Below are 23,241 nucleotides of genomic sequence, written 5' to 3' on the forward strand. Positions count from 1 at the left end.
ACATGAGCGACGATGGTGTCGATCTGGATGGCCGTCGGCTGCGCACCAGGCGCAGCCGGGAAGCGTTGTCGCGCGCGGCCTTCGACCTGCTCACCGAGCGAGGGTTCGGCGCGGTGGCCGTCGAGGACATCGCGGTGCGGGCCGGGGTAACCCGGCGCACCTTCAGCCGCCACTTCACGTCCATCGCGGAGGCGGTCCTCGGCGATGTCGACCAGGACGTCCACCTGTTCAACGAGGCGCTGTGCCGCCGCCCGTCGCACGAATCGCCGCTGCTCGCCTACCGCAACGCCGTCCACGACTGGTTCGCGGTCGAATACGGCGGCGAACGCGCCACGCTGCTCGCCCGGCGCTGGACGCTGTTCCAGCGTTTCGAGGACGAACCCGAACTTTTCGCCGGATATCAGCGTATCCGCATCGAAGGTCAGCGAGAATCGGTGCGGATCATTGCCGCCCGGCTCGACGTCGACCCGGAGCGGGACCTGCGCCCGGCCGCCGCGGTAGCCGCGGGCGCGGGACTGCTCATCTCGGCGCTGCAATCCTGGGCCGCCGGTGACGATCCGAGCGCCCTACCCGACCTCATCGAGGACTATTTCGCCACACTCGTCGCACTCACCACCGAATTCCGGACCGAGGAGTCACCGTCATGACCACAGCGTCGGTGAATATGTATCGCAGGACGTGCCGCCGCGTCGGACTGGACCGAAATCCGATGCGCCGCAGAGAAGATCGCGTGCAGACCATGGTCGCCGCGGCATTGGCGCTGGTGTTCCTGATCATCGTGCCGGTGCTGGTGCTCGTCGTCGGCGTCCGGGTCTATCACACCGAAACCGCTGTGGTGCAAGCGAAAACGGCGCAGCTGCACCAGGTGGACGCGACGGTGACCGAGACCGGTAAGGCGCCGCTGTACGCGCCGATCATGCCGACCAAGGTGCAGTGGAAAGACGCCGACGGCGTCGCGCACCTCGCCGACTATCAATCGACGACCGTGGTGCAACCCGGTCAGTCCGTGACCATTTGGCTGAACGGCGCCGACAAGATCGTCGAGCCGCCGTCGCAAACCCAGGCGCTCAGCAAGGCGGTGCTGCTCACCTCTGGCGCGCTGCTCGGCGTGCTGATCATGGTGGGCGCCTGCTACTTCGCGCTGCGCCGCAGCCTCGACCGTAAGCGCCTGCGGATGTGGGAAATGGAGTGGGCCACCGCGGATCTGCGGTGGGGTAGCCACAGCTGATCGAGAGTGCGACGCACCCGCCGGGCGAGGGTAGGGTTCAGGCCTGGCGGGCACGTCGCGTGCCCGGGTCGCGGCGAACGACGTCCGGGCACGGTCTCGACGTTAAGGTACCGCGCCCGAAGTTGTTCGGCGAGAACGCCGATCACCGGATACGCCACGATCGGTGCCCGGTCGCGTTGTGACTCGGCACAACCGGGCGAGTGGATCAGACCGGCAGCAGGCTGTGCTTGCGCGGATTCGCCTTGGCGGTGTCCTTGTCGCGCAGCAGGCGCAGCGCCTTACGGATCTCCAGACGGGTCTGTGCCGGCTCGATGACCGCATCGACGTAACCGCGCTCGGCCGCGATCCACGGGGTGGCCATGGTCGCGTTGTAGAAGTCGATCATCTGCTGGCGCACCGCGGCCCGCTGATCGACGGGGGTGGCCTCGAGCTGCTTGCGGCCGATGATGCCGACCATGCTCTCCGCGCCCATCACCGCGATGCGCGCGGTCGGCCAGGCGAAGCTGATGTCGGCGCCGAGCTGCTTGCAGCCCATCACCGCGTAGCCGCCGCCGTAGGCCTTGCGGGTCACGATCGTCACGATCGGCACCGTCGCCTCGATCACCGCGCGGAAGAATCGGCCGCCGCGCTTGATCACGCCGTTGCGTTCCTCCTCGATACCGGGCAGCACGCCGGGGGTGTCCACCACGAAGATGATCGGCAGCCCGTAGGCATCGCACAGCCGGATGAAGTGGGTCGCCTTGTCCGAGCACTGCGCGTCGAGCGCGCCGCCGAGCACCTGCGGCTGGTTGGCGACCGCCCCGACGCTGCGGCCGTCCACCCTGGCGAAACCGGTGATCAGGTTCTGCGCGGTGGCCGCGGCCAGCTCGTGGAAGTCGCCGTCGTCGAAGATCCGGAGCAGGATCTCGTGCATGTCGTAGCCGACCTTGTCCGAATCCGGAATGATCGAATTCAGTTCCAGGTCATGGCTGGTCACCTCGGGCTCGAGGCCGGGGTTGACGACCGGCGGCTGCTCCAGGCAGCTGGTGGGCAGGTAGCCGAGATAGTCGCGTACCCAGTCGAAGGCGGCCTGCTCGTCGCGGGCCACATGGTGCAGCGTGCCGTTGCGGGCCTGCACGGCCGCGCCGCCGAGCTCCTCGGCGCTCACCACCTCGCCGGTCACCGCCTTGATCACCTCGGGGCCGGTGACGAACATGTACGACTTGTCCGTCGCGACCAGCACATCCATATTGACCGGGGCGTATACCGATCCGGCCGCGCACTTGCCGAGCATGATCGCCACCTGCGGCACGAAGCCGGACAGATCCTCCTGACGCCGGCACATCAACGCGTACCAGGCCAGCGAGGTCACCGCGTCCTGGATGCGGGCGCCGCCGGAGTCGTTGATCGCCACCACCGGGCAGGCGTTCTCGTAGGCGAACTCCATCGCGGCGGCGACCTTGCGGCCGAACATCTCGCCGACCGAGCCACCGTGCACGGTCTGGTCGTGCGCGATCACCACCACGGGCCTGCCATTGATGTGGCCGCGACCGGTGACCACGCCGTCGCCGTACATCGCGTTGTTCGCGCCGGGCTGCCGGACGAGCGCGCCGATCTCCACGAAGCTGCCCGGGTCGAGCAGGGCGCGTACGCGTTGCCGCGCGCTCGGTATGCCCTTGGCTTTGCGCTTCGCGATGCCGACTTCGCCTGCGGGTTCCGCGGCGAGCTCCAGGATCCCCCGCAGCTCCTCGAGCTTCTCTCGCGACGTGCTTCGCTCACTTCGTTCGTTCATTGTGGTGTGTTGTGCCCTTCGAAACTCTGCCGCGTCGCCGTACGGGGGCGCAGCGCTCGATGTTAACCGTGGTGAGAGCTACTGCACAGTTGTTCGTCACATCCGATGGAACAGCTCACAGGTTTGGGCGTGGCGCTCGTGGTCTAACAGGAGAGCCTGTGTTGCCTGCGAAGGAGCTTGGTTTTTGTGCAACTCAACAGTCGGCCCGCCACGCGCCGATGACAGATCCACAGGATCGCGGAGATGTCTGTTCGAGGGCTGCCAGCTGGCGTTAAGGTGGCCTCGACGCAGCGCCGGAATGCGCGGTCGGCGCTGCGTCACACATTATTTGGGGCCGGGGAACCATGTCGAAGTGACAATCATTGTGCAAGGAATTGCCTCGCCGCCGGAATATTTCTCGTATGGGGCGGTTGACGTAACGAAACTCACTCGGGTGCTTGTGATTTCGCCCAACGAGTGTCCTGATCGCTGATGACTTACCCGATTTCGCGATCGCATCCCGATTTCATCACGATTCGTCGCTAGCCTTTGTGAGTCATGACGGCTATGCGGATGAGTTCGAGTTCCGAGATACTGGCGTCGAAACTTCTCGACTACCTGGCGCCACGGGCGGGTAGCGCGCCGCCCGGTGATGTCGTGACCACCACGCGGGATTGCGTGGCGGCGGCCGTCGAGTCGCTCGCGCCGCGCACGCCGCCGCGGGCCGTCCAGCCACCCGAAATCGCCGGTGCCGCAACGCGATGGGCGCGCGAGGGGGTGTCGCTGGAAACCGTGCTCGCCGCCTATCACGACGAAATTCGGTCCGGCCTGGAATTCGTTGCGGCACATACCGAAGGCGACGATGTGGTCGCCGGTGCGCAGCTGATGCTGCGGGTGCTGGAAATGGTGACCCTCACCTCGTCGACCGCGTATGTCGACGAACATCGCCTGGTCGCACGGGAGCACCAGACCGCGGCGCAGACGCTGGTGTCCGCACTGCTCGGCGGCCACGCGGTGGGTGAGCTGGTGAGCGAGACCGGGATCGCCGTCGCACCGGCGTATCAGGTGGTGGCGCTGAGCATTCCGGCCCATCCCGACGAGCGAAGACCGGGTGCGGGCGCCGCGGCGGCCCGGCGCAAGCTGCGCAGGGTGCAGGCCGCGCTGGCCGATCCGCTCGGCTCGCGCGCGTTGTCGCTGCTGTCCGCCGCGGGCGGCACCGTGCTGGTGCCCACCGACGTGCGGCCTGCGCGCATCGGCGCACCGGCGATGACCGCCGAGGTGCTCGCCATGCTGACCGACGCCGCGGCGGTGCCGCTGACCGCCGTGCTGGCCACCGGGACCACCCCGCGCATCCCGGAACTCGCCGCCCGCACCCACGATCTGCTGGACCGCATCCGCGCCGCGGGCAGGCCTGCCGGTCTCTACCGGGTGGACGAATCGTCGTGTCGAATTCGCCGAGCTGCCCGCGCCGAGCAAAAGGAGCACGTGTGACCACCGCGCTGACCGATCGCGATATTCTCCGCGAACTCGAGCCTGTCGCAGAACGTTTGCTCAACGACCACCTGCGCAAGGCCAAGGCATGGCACCCGCACGACTATGTGCCATGGGACGACGGCCGCAATTTCGCCGCGATGGGCGGAATAGATTGGGAGCCCGGTCAATCGAAGCTCACCGAGGTGGCCAGGACCGCGATGGTGACCAACCTGCTCACCGAGGACAATCTGCCGTCCTATCACCGCGAGATCTCGGAATCGTTCTCCCTGGACGGTGTGTGGGGCGCCTGGGTCGGCCGCTGGACCGCCGAGGAAAACCGCCACGCCATCGTCATGCGCGACTATTTGGTGGTCACCCGCGCGGTCGATCCGGTGCTGCTGGAACAGGCCAGGATGGCGCATATGACCACGGGTGTCGCGAAACCTGTGAAAGGACCGCAGTTTCTGCGTTCGGTCAGCTATGTGACCCTGCAAGAATTGGCCACTAGAATCAGTCATCGGAACACCGGAACAGCGTGCGACGAACCGATCGCCGAGCGTATGCTCCAACGGATCGCCGCCGACGAGAACTTGCACATGATCTTTTATCGCACCCTCGGTGCCGCCGCTCTGGACCTGATGCCGAACGAGACGCTGCGTGCCATCACCGACATCGTCACGCGCTTCCAGATGCCAGGTCTCACCCAGCCGAACTTCCGCCGCAACGCGGTCGTGCTCGCCAAACACGGCATCTACGACCTGCGCCAGCATCTCGATGTGGTGGTGCGGCCGGTGCTGCGGGCCTGGAATGTGTTCGAGCGCACCGATCTATCCGGCGAGGGCGAACGCGCCCGCGACAAGCTCAGCGCCTACGTCGACGAGTTAGCCGAGAAGGCAACCAGATTCGAGGAACAGCGGGATCGGGTGGCGGCCAGGCAGGCAGAACGAGCCGCTGCGGCGCAATGAGATTCCGGGGATCGATCTCAGTGGCGGCGATGACGGTGATCGCCGCGACGGTCGCGGTGCCCGCGGTGGCGGACACCCCCGACGTGCCGAGTGCGCCGCCCGCCGTCGACCCGGCGATGACGCGCACCGGGCTGATCTCGATCGATAGCGTCGACCCGCACCGCGATCACCTGCGGATCGCCTCCGCGGCGATGCGGCGGATCATCGAGGTCGACGTGCTGCGCGGCACCGGTTCGGGACCTCGCCCGACGCTGTATCTGCTCGACGGTGTCGACGGCGAAACTACCTCGGGCTGGCTCAGCAAGGGCGGCGCGGCGGAGTTCTTCGCGGACAAGCCGGTGGACGTGGTGCTTACCAGCGGCGGTACCGGCAGCATGTACAGCGACTGGGACCGGCACGACGCCACCCTCGGCCTCAACCGGTGGGAAACCTTCCTCACCGAGGAGCTGCCGCCGATCGTCGAATCGCTGCTGAAATCGAGCGGGCGGCGCGCCATCGCGGGGGTTTCGATGGGCGCGCAGGCGGCGATGATGCTGGCTCAACGGCATCCGGGACGTTACCGCGCGGTGGCAGGCATGAGCGGGTGCTATTCCACCGCCGACCCGCTCGGTCACGCCGTCACCACGATCACCGTCGCCTCGCGCGGCGGCAATGTCGAAAACCTCTGGGGCCCACCGACTTCGCCGGAATGGACGGAGCACGACAGCCTGCTCGGCGCGGCGGACCTGCGCGGCACCGCGATCTATCTCTCGGCCGCCACCGGCGTGCCGACCGGCGCCGACCTGGTCGCCATCGCGCAGTCGCCGACGGTCGTCGACGCGCTGCGGCTGGCAGGCGGCGGCGCGGCGCTGGAAGCGGGTGCCCGCTCGTGCACCGAACGGTTCGCCGGGCGGCTGACCGAGCTGAACATTCCCGCCACCGTGGAATACGACGCGGCGGGCATGCACTCCTGGCCCGACTTCGAGGCAGAGCTGCCACGAGCCTGGGCCGTGCTCTCGAAGGCGCTGGAGCTGCCCTCCCCGAAGTGACCGTGCCCGCACCGCGGAATCACCGGACGTTCGCCGCGTTGACACAGGTATGACCTCGGCACTTCCCTCCGTCCGGTTGTCCATCCTCGACCGCTCCCGCGTGCGGCGCGGCCAGAGTCATCCTTCGGCGTTGCGCGAGACCGTCGAGTTCGCGCGGCTCGCCGAGGAGTGGGGTTATCACCGGTTCTGGGTGTCCGAGCATCACAGCGTGCCCGGCGTGGCGGGGTCCGCGCCGACGGTGCTCGCCGCGGCCGCCGCCGCGGCGACCGAGCGCATCCGGATCGGGACCGGCGGGGTGATGCTGCCCAACCATCAGCCGTTGATCGTCGCCGAACAGTTCGGCGTGCTGGAATCGCTGTATCCGGGCCGGATCGACATGGGTCTCGGCCGCTCGGTCGGCTTCACCGACGGGGTGCGCCGCGCGCTCGGTCACGACAAGCGGGCCGCCGAGGACTTCGACGCCCAGCTCACCGAACTGCTCGACTACTTCGACCACGGCCGCAACGGCGTGCACGGCTGGCCCGCCGAGGGACTGCGGATTCCGGCGTTTCTGCTGGCGACCGGTTCGGGTGCGGAGCGGGCGGCGCGGTTCGGGCTGCCGTTGGTCATCGCCGCGGTGGGCGGCCAGGACCGGATGATCGAGGCGATCGAGCGTTACCGTGCCGAGTTCACCGTCACGGCGTGGGGTGCCGAACCCTATGTCGTGGTGTCCGGCTCGGTGGTGATCGCCGAGACCACCGAGGAGGCGCACCGGCTGCTGTGGCCGGAGGCCTGGTCGAACGCGTATTCGCGGACCCGCGGCGAGTTTCCGACGTTGCTCCCGCCCGCGGAGATCGAGGCGCTGACCATGACCGATCGGGAGCGCCGGATCTTCGAGGAGTCGCTACGCGGTCACCTGCACGGCACCGAGGACGAGGTCGCCGAGCAGTTGGAGCGATGGGTGACCAGCACCGGCGCGGACGAAATCCTGGTGCACACCAGCACTTACGACCGTGCGGCACGGCTGGACTCGCACCGTCGGCTGGCCCGAGTGGCCGGCCTGCTCGACGCCGCGGGTGCGAGTCGTGCCGCCGCGGGCCGGCGATAGGTCAATCGGCAAGGGGGAAGCGGACTTCCGCCGCGGCGTAGCCGAAGAGCCTGCGGCCGTCCGATCGTGCGTCGATCGCGACGGTGGCGCGGCGACGGCGCGGATCGAGCGAGGTCACCCGGCCGTTGAACTCGATCGCGCTGGTCGCGAGCGGCGGGATCCGCAGGTAGTGCGTGTAATGCGCGAACTGCGCGCGAAACCTGGTGACCGCGGCCGGATCGCCCAGCCGGGAACTCAGAAACGCCGCGGCCATACCGAGTTTCAGCATTCCGGGCGCGACCGCCGACGGTAGCCCGTTCGCCGTCGCGCCATCGTCCTCGCACCGGGCCGGATCGGCATCGCCCACCACCGCGGCGTAATTCACCAGGTCCCCGCGCGACAGCCGCACCGTTCGCCGCAGCAGCTCGGTGCCCACTGCGAGCGAGTCGAAAGCGACTGTCGTGCGCGGCATCCGGCTGCCACACAGTGGTTCGACCCGGCCAGAATCCGCGACGGCGAGTTGGCCGGACCTCGGGCGTGGCCGGGTAGGGGAGTAGCCCGCAATGGCGATGGTGCGGACAGTCTCGGCAAGCTGCGGATCCGCGAGGCCGGTTCTGGCGAGCAGGGCGGTTGAGCCGGTCTGTACCGTTTCGCCGCGCTGATCGATGAGCACGCTCTTGATCGCCAGCACGTCGTAATCGGCGAAATGGCGAAAGGATTCGAAATAGATATCGCAGGTCAGCCGGTCGCCCGCGACTACGGGCCTGCCGATGTCGAGTACTTGATCGGCGTGCAGAATCCGGGTGGATCGATAGCCGGTGAGCACGGTGTCCAGTATTTCCCGCTGCACCCGGTTCAGGATGATAGAGGAGAAGGTGGCCGGTGCGACCAGCCCGGCGAAACCGAGATCGGCGGCCGCGCCCTCGCTCCAATGCGCCGGATGATAATCCTGGACGGCGCGGGCGAATTCGCGAATTTTGCCTCGGCTCACTTCATACGGCGTGGTAGAGCGATACCGGCGATCGACCAATGCTTTGACCTGATCGGACGGATTGACGGAAATGTCGCGCATGATTGCTCCTTTTACCTACCGGGCCCGAATTGCCACACGAGCCGTGGCACCCGATCGGGCGTGACCGCGCCGACCACATCCACCCCGGCATCGATGAAGGTGCCGACGGCCCGGTCGATATGGTCGGCCGAGGTGACCACCACCGCGTCCCGCGCGCCGATCGCCCGCATGATCCGCGCGGAGCGCTCGGCGTTCTGCACGGTCGAGTCGGCGTCCGGTTCCAGATGGATCCGTTCGGCCGGAATGCCGTGCTGGACAAGCCAGTCCGCCATCGCCCTGGCCTCGGTGACCCCGTTGTGCGGGTTGCCGCCGGTGACGATGATCGGCGACGCCGGCGCCAGCAGTGCCTGCACGAATCCGGCGTGCAGGCGATCGATCAGCTCCGGGCGCATCGTGCCGTCGGGCAGCAGGCCGTAGCCGAGCACCACGATCGCGGTGGCCGGACCGTGCAGCGCCGGAAGGGGTTCCGGTGCCTGCGGGACCAGGGTCCGCAGCGCGTCCGGGAACGCGCGGTCGGCCGAGCCGGTGCCCTCGGCGAGGGCGGCCGGTAAATGGACGAGGGTCATCGCGACGGCGACGGCGCCGAAAACGGTGCGGGCTGTGCGCCTTACCGTGCACGCGGTGCCCCGGTAATTCGAAAACAAGGTGGCGAACATGGCGATCTCCGATGGTTAGCCATCGCGTTGTCGCCGATGGCTGGAAAGGATTCACTCATGGTCGGCCACGCCGCTTATTCGCTCCATAATTCCGCCATTTATCTGTAGACCTCACCGTCCGGCCCGCTCGCTGTCTAGTGGAAGACACGTGCCATTGGACGCCGCCCGAAAACCCGGCGATCGCACTGTGACTATTCCTCACCGAGTTGTTCTCCGGCGCCGGACTGTGCCGTTTAACTAACCGCGACAGCGGCTTTGGTGAGCTGTCCAGAAAGCGCGTCGACCGATGGGTTGCCCGGCCGCCCGGTTTTAGCGTTGGCGCAGTTTCAGTGCCGTCTACCTCGCATACCTCGGCACTGTCTCTCGAAATCTGTGCTCGACGTAGGAAGGCATGCAATGAAACGAAGTACCCTCGGCCGGTCGTCGCTCGCGGCGGCGGTGATGACGGGCGTCTCGGTGCTGGTCATGGGCATCGCCGGGCCCGGCGCGAACGCTGACCCCGCGCCGACCGAGCAGACCCTGGCCGACTACATCGCCGCGGGCCGCACGGCGGCACCGGTCGCCGATTCCGGCAGCGCGTCCGGCTCCGCCTGCAATTCGGGCAGCGGCGCCGGGTCGGGCAACGGCTCCGGCGACTGCTACGGCGGTTCCGGCAGCAGTTCCGGGCTGTCCGGCGGATACGCCAGCGACACAGTCGGTTACGGCCCGCCGATGACCTCCTGGCTGGCCGCCTTCGGTTACGGCCTGATGAATCCCGATGTGGCGCCGCCCGGCGCCAACGATTGGAACTGCAAGCCGACCGCCGCGCATCCGCGCCCGGTGGTGCTGCTGCACGGCACCTGGATGAACGCCTACAACGGTTACGCGTTCATGGGCCAGCCGATCAAGGACGCCGGTTTCTGCACCTTCACCTTCAATTACGGCCGGTCCAACCTGATTCAGGGCGGCGGCCTCGGTTCGGTGCTGCCCGGCGTGATGGGCACCGGCTACATCCAGGACTCCGCCGCGCAACTGGCCACCTTCGTCGACCGGGTGCTCGCGGCCACCGGCGCACCGGAGGTCGACATCGTGGCGCACTCGCAGGGTGGCGCGATGGCCAACTGGTACACCAAGTTCAACGGCGGCGCGGACAAGGTGAAGAACCTGGTCACCCTCGGCGCCACGAACCACGGCACGTCGCTGGATGGCATCGGCGCGCTCGGCCGGGCGATCAACAACTTCGGTATCGACATCCTCGGCTTCATCGAGATCTTCGTCGGCCACGCCGGTATCCAGCAGACCATCGGCTCCGATTTCGTCAACAAGCTGAATGCCAATGGCGACACCATTTCCGGTGTCGATTACACGATTGTCGGCACCCGCTATGACGAAGTCACCAATCCCTACGACCTGACATTCCTCAAGCCGGGACCGGGTGCGTCGGTGCAGAACATCACCCTGCAGGACGGCTGCGAACAAGACGTTTCGGACCATTTGACGATGATGTACTCGCCCCGCGCCCTGTCCATCGCGCTGCGCGCCCTCGACCCGGTCGGACACCCCAACCTGGAGTGCACATTCAACCCGTGGGTGATCGGCGGCGGCGGCGGGCTGTAGCACCCGAGAAGAACGTGCATCTCCGCAAACAGGCGAAACCCTAACTCTCCAAGCCTGTTTCGGCGGATGCACCGCTCGCCACGTGATCGGTGCGCAGAACGGGACCTCAACCCCGCCCACTGTTCTGCCGCACCGGGTCCGAGCCGTGGCGAGAGTGCCCACCGGGCCGCGACCGCACGCGTCGCCCGGTGGGCACTGCGCTTTTCACCGAATCTGTAAGAGGTTTACCGCGTCTGGATGAAATTTACGCGCCATTGGCCGCATGGTTATATCCGCTCCATGATGCGCTGTTTGCCTGTAGGTCGTACCGTCCGGCACGGGTTTGTGCGGAGGAGCCTCACCTCCGAACCTGCCCGTGCCGGACGGTGCCGTTTCCGTATATCCCGAACGCCGCCGGAAGGCATATCAATGAAACCAAGGACCTCCAGCCGATCGATGGCAGCGGTGCTGGTCGGCGTCGCGGCGCTGGTCCTCGGCGTCGCGGGCACGGGCGCGAGTGCCGCGCCGCCGGACGAGTCGATCGAGCAGCTCATCGCGGACCGCATCAACGTGGCCGGGCGGGGTGCCGCAGTCGCCGATTACGGCTTCAGCGCGGGACTGTCCGGTGGATTCGCCAGCGACACAGCGGGTTCCGGACCCGTACTGCCTGCGTGGCTGGCCGCTTTCGGCTACGGATTGCTGAACCCGGATGCCGCACCGCCCGGCGCGAACGACTGGAACTGCAAGCCGACCGCCGCGCACCCGCGTCCGGTGGTGCTGCTGCACGGCACCTGGATGAACGCCTACAACAGCTTCGCCTTCATGGGCCAGCCGATCAAGGACGCGGGTTTCTGCACCTTCGCGTTCAACTACGGCCGGTCCGGCCCGGTGCAGGGCGGCGGCCTCCCGCCGGTGCTGCCGGGAGTCATGGGTACCGGCAACATCGAGGATTCGGCCAAGCAGCTCGGCACGTTCGTCGACCGGGTACTCGCGGCGACCGGTGCCCCTGCTGTCGACATCATCGGCTACTCGCAGGGTGGCGCGATGGCGAACTGGTACACCAAGTTCGAGGGCGGCGCGGACAAGGTGCAGCACCTGATCACCTTCGGCGCGACGCATCACGGGTCCACCATCGACGGCATCGCCGCATTGGGCCGGGCCATCAACAACATCGGCGTCGACGTGGTCGGTGCCAGCTCGATCGTGGTCGGGCACGCCGTCGCCGAGCAAACCATCGGCTCGGACTTCGTCAACCGGCTCAACGCCAACGGCGACACCATCCCGGGCATCGACTACACGGTCGTCGGCACCCGCTACGACGAGATCATGACCCCGTACAACCTGACCTTCCTACGGCAAGGCCGGGGCGCCTCCGTCGAGAACGTCACCCTCCAGGACGGCTGCGAACTGGACCTGTCCGACCATCAGACGCTGATGTACTCACCGCGTGCCCTCTCCATCGCGCTGCGTGCCCTCGACCCCGCCGGCCACCCGAACCTCGCGTGCACCTTCAACCCGTGGCTGATCGGCGGCGGTGGGCACCTGTAACGAGCGGTTCAGTCGGTGGTGCTCGCGCAACCGCACGACACACTGGTCGTGACACCGGTGGCGGCGAGCGTCTCCGACGTTTTGCTGACGAGATACTCGGCCCAGGACGTCTCCTGCGTCATGGCGATCTCGGAATTCGGTGTCGCACAGTAGAACTGGGCGCAGGCCAGGGCGCCGTCGAGCGCGAAGATCACGTCGACGGCGACACGGTGGTGCAGCGTGACGGTGATCGCCGCGATGACGCGGCGCTCGACCACATGCTTGGTCTGCACGGTGGCCAGCGCGAGGTCACGCACCCGCGGCGCGCTGATGCCGACGACGTTGCCGAACCGCCACCGGCGCGGCGACCGCCCACCCGTCTGTCCCGCGGCCTCGTGCACCGCCAGTATGAGGTCGTCCAGCGCCGGGGTCGGGACGGTCACCTCATAGGCATATCGACGGTTCACGATCCGTGCCCACACCTTCCGTGTGCGGTCGCGACGTGTCGTATCGGCGACCGAGTCCAGAACAAGCAATGCCCAAGAAACTCGTGGGCGCAACCGATCTGCACGACGGCGGGGTGCTCGCCTAGTGTCGTGGTCTGTTTCGTCCGCGAAATCTGACGATGTCACGATTTCGCATCGTTGTCTGTCGGTCAAATGTCCGACACTGCTGCGCCCGACAGTGGGTCACGCTCGATTCACATCCGTCGTTCGAATGATTTCGGTACTGCTACCACGATGTTAGCGTCGAATCGAGAGAAAGACAGCGGCGCAATGCGACTACAACTCGTCCAGCGTGATCACGCCATCCTGCAGGGCACGGGCCACCAGCGCGGCCTTGGTGTTGGCCGCCCGATCGACCGCCGCGTACTTGGCGCGAATGCGGGTGATGTGGGTGTTGACGGTGCCGATCGACAGGTACAGCTGCATGCCGACCTGCGTTTTCGAATCGCATTTGACCCAGGCGACAAGTACTTCGAGCTCCCGCGCCGACAGGTGGGGGTCGCGCCACAACGGGATCGGGTTCGGTTGTGGTCGGGGATCCGGAACGATCGCAGTCATCAGTTTTTCCCGCTTCATGCAGTGTCAGTCGGCTCCGGTGCCGCACCTCCCCGAAGGTTGCAGACCAATAACCGATGTGCCCACTGAATATATGTTCCGTTTACGGCGCTGGGAATTCCCCAGTGTTCAGCCCGCAGGTCTGGGGTCTTGCTTCGCTTCGCGAACATCTTGCCGACCGTCCAGGTCGGAGCGCACCGCGCCGGACGCCTCGACCTCGATCCGGAGCTCGCCGTTGTCGCGCAGCAGAATCGACGCCAGCGTACCGCGCCCAGGCGGCAGGATCCTGGCGGTGATGGTGCCGCCGTCGGCGTAGTCGAGCGCGTCGCGCAAGACAGTGCGCACCAGCTGCCGTAGGTCGGCGTCGACCTCGTCGAGGCCGCCGCCGTCATCGAGCACCACGGCGACCCCGCGTTGCCGGGCGCAGCGCGCGGCGGCGCCGACCGACGCGTCGATCATCAGTCCGCCGAGAATGTCGTCGCGCAACTCCGACTCGACGAGCCGGCATTCGTTCTGTTCCCGCGCGGTGAGCGGGCGGCCGGAGGCGATGATCTCGAGCAGCGGCCGCGCGGCGCTGCCGAGCCGGGCGACGCGTTCGTCGCGCTCCTGCTGGGCGGCTTGTGCGGCGGCCTCAGCCGCGGCGCGGTCGGTATCTTGTTGGCGCAGCGCGAGAATCGAATGCGCGAGCGGGCGGACCACCCTGGCGAAGAACGTCGCCATGAGCAGCGGGGTCAGGTTGATGAACGAGAAGCCGACCCCGGTGCGCCAGCCCTGACCGGTATGCGTCGTCCACCAGGTGCTGACGACGATCTGGCCGAGCACGCCGGTCCAGGCCCACAGCGGTGCGCCGCGCACGCACAAGAAGTTCAGATACGCCGATCCCGCGCCGAGAAACCAGATTTGGGTGGAGTTGGCCATCGGGACGGGCAGCTGCGAGATGGCCAGCACGGCGGCGAGCGGGGCGGCTACGGCGGCGGGCGCCGCGAACCGAGCGGGCAGCGGATCGCCCGGCGCGAGCAGCATGGCGGATCCGGCGCCGAGGATGAGCAGCACCGCGAGCGCGGTGAACCGGATGTCGCGGATCCCGTCGTCGGCCGCGAACGCCATCGAGCTGATCGCGACGGCGAACAGACCGGACACCAGCCAGGCCGCCCTGGTCCGCATGCCGAGAATGTCGCGTACGTCGTCGCGCACGGTCCGGTTCGCCATCATCGCGCCACCCACCCGGTGCTGACCCGGCAGCCGCGGCCAGGCGCGGCGTCGATGACGGACCACCCGCCGGGCAACTCGGCGAGCCGGTCGGTGATGCTGGCGCGCAGGCCGATTCGGTCCGGCGGGACGGTCGCGGGATCGAATCCGACGCCGTCGTCGACGACATCTACCTGTACCGAGTCCGCGTCGGCGGTGACCAGCACCTCGCAGACCGCTTCGCGGGTGCCCGAACCGGCGTGCCGCTGCCAGTTACGCAATGCCTCGCCGACCGCCGCGGCCAGCGCGGTCGCCACCTCGCTCGGCACCGCGAGGGCGGCGCCCTCGACATGGTCGGTGCGCAGTCGCACCGAGTCGTCGACCTCGGCCGCGGTCGCCCGGATGCTCGCCACCACCTGGTCGAGATCGAGGTTGTCCCGCAGCGGCATGCCGGAGCTCAACCGTTCGAGGTCGCGCAGCGTCACGTCCGCGTGGTGGGTCAGCACGGGGGAGTTGGGTGCGCGCGAGGCCTCGAGCAGTGTCGCGATGACCCAGTCGTGGGCCAGCGCGTCGAAGCGGCGGCGTTCGAAGCGGCGCGCCTCGGCCGCGGCGGCGGTGGTCGCCTTCGCGCGGACCTCGTGTGAGGTCTGATCCAGCACCTGCCCGACCCGCACCAGAACGACGCACGCCGCGCAGGGGAGGGCCGAATAGGCAACGGCGAACAGGAAATCCGGCAGCACCGGGTTGTGCGCGTCCGGTCCACGGGCGTAGGCCGCGTCGATCTGCGCGAGCGCCGCGGCGAGGACGAGATAGGCGAAAGGTATGCGGCGCCAGAAGATACAGAGCGCCACCGCGGGCAGCCCGGGAATCCAGGTGATCCACAACGACTGTTCGGGCGGCACGACGGCATCGGCCCGCACGGCCAGCCAGCTGGCCGCGGCGAACAGATAGCCGAACGCGAAAGTCAGTACCGCGTACCGGGTCAGGTCGAAACGCCAGCGCAGCGCGGCGGCGGCGATGAGCGGCGTGGGCAGATAGATCACGGTGAGCGACAACGGAGTCCACCACGGCGCCGCCAGCGACGACTGGGTCAGCGCGGTCGGCACGGTGAGTGCCGCGTAGAAGAGGCCGCCGGACCCGACGAAAAGGCCCGCGCCGCGGACGAGGCGAGATTCGGCGCTGCGCCGAGGCGCGGCCGCTTCGATCATCGGGGCCGTGGATCGCCGCCGAGGAAACCGTCCCGCTTGGCCTCACGGTAGAGGTCGACCCGCGACCGGACCGGCCGGCCCGCCTCGGCGTACCGGCGGCGAATCCGGCTCAGGTAATCGTTGACCGTGTGCTCGGACAGGCCGAGCTTGTGCGCCACCGAGGCCGCGGTCTCGCCGTTCGCGTAGTGCTCCAACACGTCTCGCTGCCGGGGCGGCAGATCGATGTTGGTCAGCGCCGGGTCGCTGTCGATGGCCGAGGCCCAGGCCATCGTCGCCACCTGCCTGCCCGAGGCGGCCGCGCGGATCATCGCGGTGGTGCGCTCGGCCGGGTCGCTTTTCAGCGCGACGCCGAGCACGCCTGCGCGCGCGGCCGAACGGATCAGGTCGCGCCAATCGCCGGTGGTGTAGACGAGGCAGGGGATGTCGAGGTTGTGCAGCCGCTCGACGTTCTCGCGCGGACTGGAACCGTCGGGCAGGCGCAGATCGAGTACGGCCAGATCGAGATCCGTTGCCTGCTTCAGCAACTCGGGGACGGTGGGCGCGATCGCGACGACGGTGAGGTCCGGCTGGTCGGACAGGATCGCGGCCAGACCGACCGCGACCGCCTGGTGGTCCTCGACGATGCCGATCCGGCGCACCGTGCCCGGCTTGGCGTACGGGCCGGGCAGGTCGGTGACGGCCACCCCCGCCATAGTGAGCAGTCGACGGATCACCATGAATGGAATTAAATCACTCGGTAACGAACGTGCCAAGTCGGCCCCTTCGGTTATTCGAGATTTTGCGCCTGTCCGGGCTGGATCGAATGATGATCGAATGGTGGTCCTGGACAGTGTAAATCGGTATCGACCGGTCGGTTTTATGACTGAAGGCGCGAATCAGGTTGCGGCACTGGTGATCAGCGGCCGGAGCCACCGGGTGACAGAGTGGCGTCGCGGTGTGTGAAACTGCACAGCGTCCCATTGTGAATTTCCGTGCGAAAATATTACGTTAGTTGACGTGATCGGAGTGGCCGCATTATTTCGTGGAAGTTCGTCGAATTACCTATTTTGACTTCGCTGACGCCGGAATGGATGTCGGCGAAATCCTCGATCATGGAGTGGTGTCGTGTGTTCAGCGGACAGACAGCGGGCATCGGCGCCACGAAGCTCATCACTAGGTGAGGACGCGGGGCGCGGCCCCGCCTGGCGGCAAGGCTCAGGAGAGATGGACGTGCACTCGAGTCGGCACCCGGACAGCGCCACGATGCTGTTGTCGCGCCCGCGTTTTCCGGTGGCGAACATCGGATTCGGAATTCGAGCAGGCATGTGGTTGCCGGGCTGCCGGATCTTCTGCCGCGGCTGCCTCGCCGAAAACACCTGGGTATTCGATGAATCGACGCGCTGCGGTGTCGCGGCGATACTCGGCTGGCTGCAGGAGCTGCCCGTCGACCTGATCGACGGCGTCACCATCTATGGCCGCGAGCCGACCGGCCGGCCTGCGGCGCTGCGTGCCCTGCTCGACGGCATCAGCGGGTGGCGCGCGCGGCTCGCCCGCCCCGCCGACATCCTGCTCTACTCCGGTCGCTCGGCCGCCGTGCTGGACGACCGGTTCCCCTGGCTGCGCGCCTCGGTGGACGCACTGGTCACCGAACATCCGGTGGCCGAGGACGGGCGCGATATCGCGCTGCGCGGGGTGGCGAATCGGGAGGTTGTCGCGAGCTCGGCGCTCGGCATCCGACGTTATGCCGCAGCGGAATTCGGCAGCGACCTCATATCGTGCGATAGCTGCGCGCGACCAAGGCCGATCGCAGATACCACAGCCCGGACGGTTGGGACGGGTCGAAGCCGGTGAGCTGACCGATTCGCTTGAGCCGGTAGTCCACGGTGTTGGTGTGCACGTGCAGGACTCGGGCGGTGCGCTGACGGTTGAGGTTGTTGGCGATGTGGCGCTGCAGAGTTTCCAGCAGTTCGGGGTGCTCGTCGAGCGGGTCGAGCAGCTGGCCGAGATATTCACGGCCGGGGCCGGGGCGGGTGAGCTGGTATTCGAGCGCGAGTTCATCGAAGCGGTACAGCCCGGCCACCGCCTCCAGCCGCTGCACCATGTCGAGCAACTCGTGCGCCTGGTCGGCGGCATTGGGAATCTGCTCGGGGGTGGCCTCGACCATGGTCGCGGTGATGCCGACCTGCGCGGCGTGCGACAGCTGGGTCACCAGGGCGTCGTAGCCCGCGTTGTCGAAGGTGGCCGCCGGGATCAGCACGGTGCCGCCGTCGACGCTGAGCAGCGACAGCGCGATGTCGCCGCAGCGGGTGGCGAGTTCGGCCTGCACCCGTCTGAGCTTGCGGCGCGCGACCACCTGACTGTCCAGCATCGGATTGTGCTCCTCCCGATGCGGCGGAATCGCCACGGCGAGCACGGCATACGAGGTCGCGATGGCGATGCCGCATTCGCGCGCCATGGTGGAGGTGCTGTGCCCGCCGAGCAGGGCGGAGGTCAGGGTGTGCACGGCCGTGTGGTGTTCGCTGACCACCGAGCGCAGTTCCCGGATGTAGGCCACCGAGATGGCCGAGCTGATCATGTCCAGCATCTCCAGCACCATCTTGGCGCCGTCGACCAGGCTGTCGTAGTCCTTGATGGACGCGTCCGAGACCACCAGATCCAGGCCCATCTTGAAGCCTTCGTGGATGGAGTGATGGATGGTGTCGATCGGCACGCCCTCGCGGGCCCAGCTCGACGCGGCGTCCTGCAGGCGCTGCAACTTGCCGGGGATGTCCTGCCCGTCCAGCATGCTGACCGCGAATTCGAGACAGACCCTGGTGATGGTGGTGACGTCGCCGGAGATCGCGTCCGCGGGCAAGGTGCCACACGGGATGACGTTTTCGACGAAGTGCCCCACCATCTGGCGCGATAACGCGCGAACGTCCTTGAGTGGGGACGACATCGGCTTGCCTGCCAGAGTCAGGCTTTGCCGTGCAGAGTTGTCGATCGACATTGACGACTTCCTTCCGCCCCCGGGAGATAGCTGTACAGCGCATTCACACTAATCGTTCGATACCCGTCGCGGATCGATTCGCCCGGTTCTGTAGCGGGCATCAGAGACTGGTCGGTTGGTGGTTGTGTTGCGTCACAGCGGTTCCGTGACCGAATGCGACACCGCCGGTCGGGTTCGCCCGGGTGCCCGCGCTATAGCACCGGCCCGCTGCCCGCACACCGTTCGGACGGTGCGCGGGCACGTTTGCGTTGCTGCCAAGAATTATTGCGAGAGTACCGCGAGGTCGAGTTCGCGCAGCCGGGCGGGATCGGCGATCACCTCGTAACCGGCGACCCGATCGTCGCGCACCGTCACCGTGATGGCGAGCAGCAGTGTGCCGCGCGGCGCGACGAGGATGCCGACCGAGCCGTTCACCAGCGCCAGCGTCGCGGCCCGCGAACGGCGTTGCAGCAGTACGGTTTCCTTGGCCACCCTGGTTGCGCCCCGTGCCACCGCCGACAGGCCCGCGGGCAGCACGGCAGGGTCGGCGACCCGGACCACGTCGGGGGCGAGCACGGCGAGCAGGGCGGTGAGATCGCCGCCGCGAGCGGCCGTCAGGAACGCCTCCACGACGTGTCGCTGTTCGGCGAGTTCGGTTGCTGTCGCGGTTGTTTCACCCTGAACCCGATGACGGGCGCGGCTCGCGAGTTTCTTCGTGGTCGCCGTGCTCCGCCCGACGATCGGCGCGATCTGCTCGAACGGCAGGGCGAACAGATCGTGCAGCACGAACGCCACCCGCTCGTCGGGACCGAGCGTATCGAGGACCACCAGTAGGGCCCGGCCGACCGAATCGATCAGGACCGCTTCGTGTTCCGGGTCGCTGTCGAAAGCGGCGTTGCCGAGCTCGGCGAGCAGATCGAGTGGATCCTCGCGCCGCGTCGCGCGAGTCCGCAGCATGTCCAGGCAGATTCGAGACACCACCGTGGTCAACCAGCCGACCAGATTCGCCACGTCGTCGGTGTCGTGTCGCGCGAGCCGGAGCCAGGCCTCCTGCACCGCGTCGTCGGCCTCGCTGACGGATCCGAGCATCCGGTACGCGACCGCCCGCAGGTGGCCGCGATGTGTCTCGAAACGTCGCGCCAGCAGGTCTTGGGCGTGCATCGGTCACCTTTCCGTTCCGTCATCCGTCACACCGTCGACAGATGGCCGATCGGCGTCCGCACACCATCGCAGACCGGCCGCACCACGAAACAGGAGGGTGTTACCCCATGTCCACCGCTTACGTCATCGTCACCGTCGCCGCCGCGGCCGCCGTGCTGATCGCCTCGGGAGTCGATGTGTTCCGTGCGCAATGGGTGCGCGACAACATGAAGAGTTACGGCATACCGGACTGGACGCTGTACCCCCTGGCCGTCATCAAGGCGGCCGGGGCCTTCGGCCTACTCGTCGGCTTGGCGATTCCGCCGCTGGGGTTGGCCGCCGCGATCTGCCTCGTCCTCTACTTCCTCGGCGCGATCATCGCGATCGTCCGAGCCCGCGGCTACGGCGACCTCGCCTATCCCATGCCCTACCTGGGACTGGCCGCCGCGTCGCTAGCCCTGTTCGTCGCGACCTGAACTCGGCGTTACCCGCGCTGGATGAACGTGGCCGCCTGCTCGCCGATGAAAACGGCGGCCGCGTGCGTGTGGCCGCGAACGAGCAGCGGCATCACCGACGCATCGGCCACTCGAAGCCCTTGCACGCCACGGACTTCCAGCTTCGGCGTGACGACGCTGGCCACGTCGGTGCCCATCCGGCAGGTGCCGACCGGGTGATACAGCGTGTGCGAGTAGCCGTTCAGGGTGAGCTCGAGGGTGGCTTCCAATTGCGACGGTGCCTGCGGCGGGTAGATGATCGGACCGAGTACGGCTTGCATGGCCGGCGTCGCCGCAATGTCGGTGCAGGTGCGTAGGCCCGACATCAGGGCGGCCCGGTCGATGCCCGCGCTGTCGGACAGGTAACGCGGGTCGATCAGCGGCTTGGCGGCCGGGTCCGCGGACGCCAGCGCGATGCGGCCGCGGCTGTGCGGGCGCAGCAGCACCGTCGCGAGGATGACGCCGTGTTCGGTCGGATCGACCAGGCCCTCGTAGTAGAACGGCGCGGGGGCGAAGATCATCTCGAGGTCGGGCAGGTCCAGCTCGGGCCTGCTGCGCACGAATCCGTACGCCTCGCCGACATTGGAGGTGAGCATGCCGCGATGCCGGACCAGGTAGTCGAGCAGCTGGCGCGGCTTCTCGGCCGCGAACAACGAGTCGGCGGCCACGCCGTAGCCGATGCCGGTGACCAGATGGTCCTGCAGGTTCGCGCCCACCTCGGGCGCGTGCCGTAGGGCACGAATGCCGTGGCGCGCCAATTCGTCTCGATCGCCGATGCCCGAAAGCATGAGCAGCTGCGGGCTGTTGATCGCGCCACCGCACAGCACCACCTCGCGCCGCGCGGTGACCGTGTGCGGGCCGCCGCCCTGGTGGTATTCGACGCCGACCGCCCGCGTTCCCTCGAACAGCACGCGGGTGGCCAGCGCTTCGCTGCGGATCGTCAGGTTCGGCCGCCGCATCGCGGGCCGCAGGTACCCGTCCGCGGTGCTCCAGCGCTTGCCGCCGTGCTGGGTGACCATGGTCTCGCTGAAGCCTTCCGGCTCCGGCCGATTCGGCGGCTCGACCTGGAAACCCGCCTCCCGCACCGCGGTCAGGTAGGCGGCGGTCAGCGCGCGCGGGCTGCGTTGCCGCGAGATGTGCAAAGGCCCGTTGGCGCCCTCGTCCGGATACTGTGCGTCCTCGACGTTTTCGATCCGCCGGAACTGTTCGACGGCGGCCGCGAAACCCCACTCCTGGCCGGCCAGCAACGCCCACTCGTCGTAGTCGGCGCGGAAACCGCGCACCCACATCATCGCGTTCATCGACGAGGAGCCGCCGAACATCTTGCCGCGCGGCCAATAGATCTGCCGGTTCTTGAGTTCCGGCTGCGGCTCGGTGAGATAATCCCAATCCACCTCGGAGCGGAAGAGTTTCGCGAATCCGGCGGGAATATGCGCGAATTTGTTCTTGTCGGCCGGTCCTGCCTCCAGCAGCACCACCGAGGTATTCGGATCGGCACTGAGCCGATTCGCCAGCACCGCTCCCGCGGATCCGGCGCCGACGATCACGTAGTCCGCGGTAAGGCCACCTGGTTGCACAGTCCCACTCCGATCTATGACGCCTACGGCAAAGATACGAGGCGTGAGTGGGCCGGGGTTCGATTTCGGCGCAACCGGGAAAAGTCGCGGACGGCCGATAGGGCGGCGAATGAGTGGTACCAGTCACAAGACGATCGGTCGGTCGTATTTATTTGGTAGCCTCTATTGAGACCATTCGGTTCCCTTTGATCGAGAGGCTGTGATGGATATGAACGACGAGGGCCGCGAGCGCAAGATCGCGATGATCGAGCAGTTCTACGGGTTCATCTCGGCGACGGAGTACGAGAAGTTGTACGAACTGTGTACCGACGACGTGCGGATGTCGATTCCGTATCAGCTGCCGGGATTCCCGAATCATGGTGCGGGCAAGGAGAATCTGCGCCAATTGAACGGGGCGATGGATCGGTACAGCTCCACCGCGCAAACGGTGGTCAAGGTCGAGCCGATGCTGAATCCGGACAGTTTCCTGGTGCAGGTCAAGGGCGACATGGTCGTTCGGGACACCGGCAGGCCGTACCGCAACGACTATCTCAATATCTTCCGGTTCCGCGACGGCAAGATCGCCGAGTGGGTCAGCTACCACGATCCGGTGCGTCAGCTCGTCGCGTTCGGCTTCACCGAACTGCCGGTACCCGCCGAGCCCTGATCGTCCGACCCGAAGCGGGATGGCGAGGTGCCGTAGCGGTGTCAACTGTGGCTAGTTCAGGATGAGCAGCGCGGACTTCTCGATGCGGTCGGCGATCTCCGAGTAGGACGCGTAGCCCATGCCTGCCCGCACGAGGGCGCCCGCGTAGAGCAACTCGAGTGACTCGACGACATCCGGGTCCGCGTCGGTGCCGAGGGCGCGGATGAGGCGCTTGCGGATCTCGGCGCCGATACGGCCGCGCAGGTGTACGACATCGGGATCGCGGCCGAGCAGTGCGCTGGTCACCGCGCCGGAGAGTTCCTGTTCGTCGGCCACCAGCATGGCGATGGTCCGCAGTTCGGCGACCACCCGCACGGTCGGGTCCGCGTCCTCGCTGACCGGGGACGGCGCGGAAATCAAACGCCGCCAGAAGATCTCGGCGACCAGGTGCTCCTTCGAGGAGAAATAGGTGTACGCGGTCGCCGCGCCGACCCCCGCCGCGGCCGCGACCATCCGGATCGTCAGGCCCGCGAACCCTTCGCGGGCAAGCACTTCCACCGCCGACCTGGTGAGCTTGTCGACGGTGTCGGCCTGTTTCCCGGACAGCCTGCGGCGGGTCGCCTCGAGAATGACGGAATCGGGTTCGGACATGTGTCTGGAT

The 23,241-nt window shown here is 67.4% G+C and carries 23 protein-coding genes; 11 read left to right on the top strand and 12 right to left on the bottom strand.

The window, feature by feature from the left end; translation table 11 throughout:
* The first annotated feature begins 2 nt into the window (after nt 1-2).
* A complete protein-coding gene (locus tag ACIBCN_RS22410) occupies nt 3-647 on the top strand; it encodes a TetR family transcriptional regulator (protein ID WP_396993556.1) in 645 nt (214 codons plus the stop codon).
* Nucleotides 644-1,228 (top strand): hypothetical protein, encoded by a 585-nt coding sequence (locus tag ACIBCN_RS22415; RefSeq protein ID WP_396993557.1) that lies wholly within the window; start codon nt 644-646, stop codon nt 1,226-1,228. The genes ACIBCN_RS22410 and ACIBCN_RS22415 overlap by 4 nt, the downstream gene beginning before the upstream one ends.
* A 205-nt stretch (nt 1,229-1,433) precedes the next feature.
* On the opposite strand, the gene ACIBCN_RS22420 is transcribed toward ACIBCN_RS22415, so the two are convergent.
* The gene (locus ACIBCN_RS22420) at nt 1,434-2,999 is read right to left on the bottom strand and encodes an acyl-CoA carboxylase subunit beta (protein WP_396993558.1); all 1,566 of its coding nucleotides are present in this window, start codon (nt 2,997-2,999) and stop codon (nt 1,434-1,436) included.
* A gap of 552 nt (nt 3,000-3,551) precedes the next feature.
* Between ACIBCN_RS22420 and ACIBCN_RS22425 the strand changes: the two genes are divergently transcribed.
* Genes ACIBCN_RS22425 through ACIBCN_RS22440 form a run of 4 tightly spaced genes read left to right on the top strand, consistent with a single transcriptional unit; the run spans nt 3,552 to nt 7,531 of the window.
* Nucleotides 3,552-4,469: a transcriptional regulator gene (locus tag ACIBCN_RS22425; protein ID WP_396993559.1), complete on the top strand. Its 918-nt coding sequence runs from the start codon at nt 3,552-3,554 to the stop codon at nt 4,467-4,469.
* Nucleotides 4,466-5,416 (top strand): acyl-ACP desaturase, encoded by a 951-nt coding sequence (locus ACIBCN_RS22430; protein WP_396993560.1) that lies wholly within the window; start codon nt 4,466-4,468, stop codon nt 5,414-5,416. The genes ACIBCN_RS22425 and ACIBCN_RS22430 overlap by 4 nt, the downstream gene beginning before the upstream one ends.
* 29 nt (nt 5,417-5,445) lie before the next feature.
* Nucleotides 5,446-6,444 carry an alpha/beta hydrolase gene (locus ACIBCN_RS22435; RefSeq protein ID WP_396993932.1) on the top strand — a complete coding sequence of 333 codons (999 nt, stop codon included), beginning with the start codon at nt 5,446-5,448 and terminating at the stop codon, nt 6,442-6,444.
* 49 nt (nt 6,445-6,493) lie between these two features.
* Nucleotides 6,494-7,531, top strand: coding sequence for an LLM class flavin-dependent oxidoreductase (locus ACIBCN_RS22440; RefSeq protein WP_396993561.1), 1,038 nt, complete (start codon nt 6,494-6,496; stop codon nt 7,529-7,531).
* A gap of 1 nt (nt 7,532) precedes the next feature.
* On the opposite strand, the gene ACIBCN_RS22445 is transcribed toward ACIBCN_RS22440, so the two are convergent.
* Nucleotides 7,533-8,582, bottom strand: coding sequence for a fused (3R)-hydroxyacyl-ACP dehydratase subunits HadA/HadB (locus tag ACIBCN_RS22445; protein ID WP_396993562.1), 1,050 nt, complete (start codon nt 8,580-8,582; stop codon nt 7,533-7,535).
* Between the two features lie 11 nt (nt 8,583-8,593).
* Nucleotides 8,594-9,238 (bottom strand): YdcF family protein, encoded by a 645-nt coding sequence (locus tag ACIBCN_RS22450; RefSeq protein ID WP_396993563.1) that lies wholly within the window; start codon nt 9,236-9,238, stop codon nt 8,594-8,596.
* 396 nt (nt 9,239-9,634) lie between these two features.
* Here ACIBCN_RS22450 and ACIBCN_RS22455 point away from each other — a divergent pair, with 396 nt between their 5' ends.
* Nucleotides 9,635-10,834, top strand: coding sequence for an esterase/lipase family protein (locus ACIBCN_RS22455; RefSeq protein ID WP_396993564.1), 1,200 nt, complete (start codon nt 9,635-9,637; stop codon nt 10,832-10,834).
* A 408-nt stretch (nt 10,835-11,242) separates the two neighbouring features.
* Nucleotides 11,243-12,361, top strand: coding sequence for an alpha/beta fold hydrolase (locus ACIBCN_RS22460; protein WP_396993565.1), 1,119 nt, complete (start codon nt 11,243-11,245; stop codon nt 12,359-12,361).
* 8 nt (nt 12,362-12,369) lie between these two features.
* Here the strand turns inward: ACIBCN_RS22460 and ACIBCN_RS22465 are convergent, their stop codons facing one another.
* The 5 genes from ACIBCN_RS22465 to ACIBCN_RS22485 form a co-directional block, all read right to left on the bottom strand.
* Nucleotides 12,370-12,807, bottom strand: a complete 438-nt coding sequence (locus ACIBCN_RS22465) for a hypothetical protein (RefSeq protein WP_396993566.1) — start codon at nt 12,805-12,807, stop codon at nt 12,370-12,372.
* A 315-nt stretch (nt 12,808-13,122) separates the two neighbouring features.
* Nucleotides 13,123-13,404, bottom strand: coding sequence for a response regulator transcription factor (locus ACIBCN_RS22470; protein WP_396993567.1), 282 nt, complete (start codon nt 13,402-13,404; stop codon nt 13,123-13,125).
* Between the two features lie 126 nt (nt 13,405-13,530).
* Nucleotides 13,531-14,613: a hypothetical protein gene (locus tag ACIBCN_RS22475; protein WP_396993568.1), complete on the bottom strand. Its 1,083-nt coding sequence runs from the start codon at nt 14,611-14,613 to the stop codon at nt 13,531-13,533.
* A complete protein-coding gene (locus ACIBCN_RS22480; RefSeq protein ID WP_396993570.1) occupies nt 14,610-15,797 on the bottom strand; it encodes an ATP-binding protein in 1,188 nt (395 codons plus the stop codon). Before ACIBCN_RS22480 ends, ACIBCN_RS22475 begins: the two co-directional genes overlap by 4 nt.
* On the bottom strand, nt 15,794-16,489 hold the full coding sequence (locus ACIBCN_RS22485) for a response regulator transcription factor (protein WP_396993933.1): 696 nt from the start codon (nt 16,487-16,489) through the stop codon (nt 15,794-15,796). The genes ACIBCN_RS22480 and ACIBCN_RS22485 overlap by 4 nt, the downstream gene beginning before the upstream one ends.
* Nucleotides 16,490-17,000: 511 nt before the next feature.
* On the opposite strand from ACIBCN_RS22485, the gene ACIBCN_RS22490 reads away from it, so the two are divergent.
* Nucleotides 17,001-17,627 carry a 4Fe-4S cluster-binding domain-containing protein gene (locus ACIBCN_RS22490; RefSeq protein WP_396993571.1) on the top strand — a complete coding sequence of 209 codons (627 nt, stop codon included), beginning with the start codon at nt 17,001-17,003 and terminating at the stop codon, nt 17,625-17,627.
* Here ACIBCN_RS22490 and ACIBCN_RS22495 read toward each other — a convergent pair.
* Both ACIBCN_RS22495 and ACIBCN_RS22500 read right to left on the bottom strand, forming a co-directional pair.
* Nucleotides 17,545-18,765: a PucR family transcriptional regulator gene (locus ACIBCN_RS22495; protein WP_396993572.1), complete on the bottom strand. Its 1,221-nt coding sequence runs from the start codon at nt 18,763-18,765 to the stop codon at nt 17,545-17,547. The two genes, ACIBCN_RS22490 and ACIBCN_RS22495, sit on opposite strands and share 83 nt — an antisense overlap.
* A 261-nt stretch (nt 18,766-19,026) precedes the next feature.
* Entirely contained in the window at nt 19,027-19,905 is an 879-nt protein-coding gene (locus ACIBCN_RS22500) for a sigma-70 family RNA polymerase sigma factor (protein ID WP_396993573.1), read from the bottom strand.
* Nucleotides 19,906-20,012: 107 nt separating this feature from the next.
* Here ACIBCN_RS22500 and ACIBCN_RS22505 point away from each other — a divergent pair, with 107 nt between their 5' ends.
* The gene (locus ACIBCN_RS22505) at nt 20,013-20,360 is read left to right on the top strand and encodes a DoxX family protein (RefSeq protein WP_396993574.1); all 348 of its coding nucleotides are present in this window, start codon (nt 20,013-20,015) and stop codon (nt 20,358-20,360) included.
* Nucleotides 20,361-20,368: 8 nt separating this feature from the next.
* Here ACIBCN_RS22505 and ACIBCN_RS22510 read toward each other — a convergent pair whose 3' ends face one another.
* On the bottom strand, nt 20,369-21,955 hold the full coding sequence (locus ACIBCN_RS22510; RefSeq protein WP_396993575.1) for a GMC family oxidoreductase: 1,587 nt from the start codon (nt 21,953-21,955) through the stop codon (nt 20,369-20,371).
* A 202-nt stretch (nt 21,956-22,157) separates the two neighbouring features.
* On the opposite strand from ACIBCN_RS22510, the gene ACIBCN_RS22515 reads away from it, so the two are divergent.
* Nucleotides 22,158-22,601, top strand: a complete 444-nt coding sequence (locus tag ACIBCN_RS22515; RefSeq protein ID WP_396993934.1) for a nuclear transport factor 2 family protein — start codon at nt 22,158-22,160, stop codon at nt 22,599-22,601.
* 51 nt (nt 22,602-22,652) lie between these two features.
* Here the strand turns inward: ACIBCN_RS22515 and ACIBCN_RS22520 are convergent, their stop codons facing one another.
* Nucleotides 22,653-23,231: a TetR/AcrR family transcriptional regulator gene (locus tag ACIBCN_RS22520; protein ID WP_396993576.1), complete on the bottom strand. Its 579-nt coding sequence runs from the start codon at nt 23,229-23,231 to the stop codon at nt 22,653-22,655.
* Nucleotides 23,232-23,241 lie beyond the last annotated feature (10 nt).

It is taken from the genome of Nocardia sp. NPDC051052, from assembly GCF_044456045.1.
In the GTDB taxonomy this organism is placed as follows: Bacteria; Actinomycetota; Actinomycetes; order Mycobacteriales; family Mycobacteriaceae; genus Nocardia.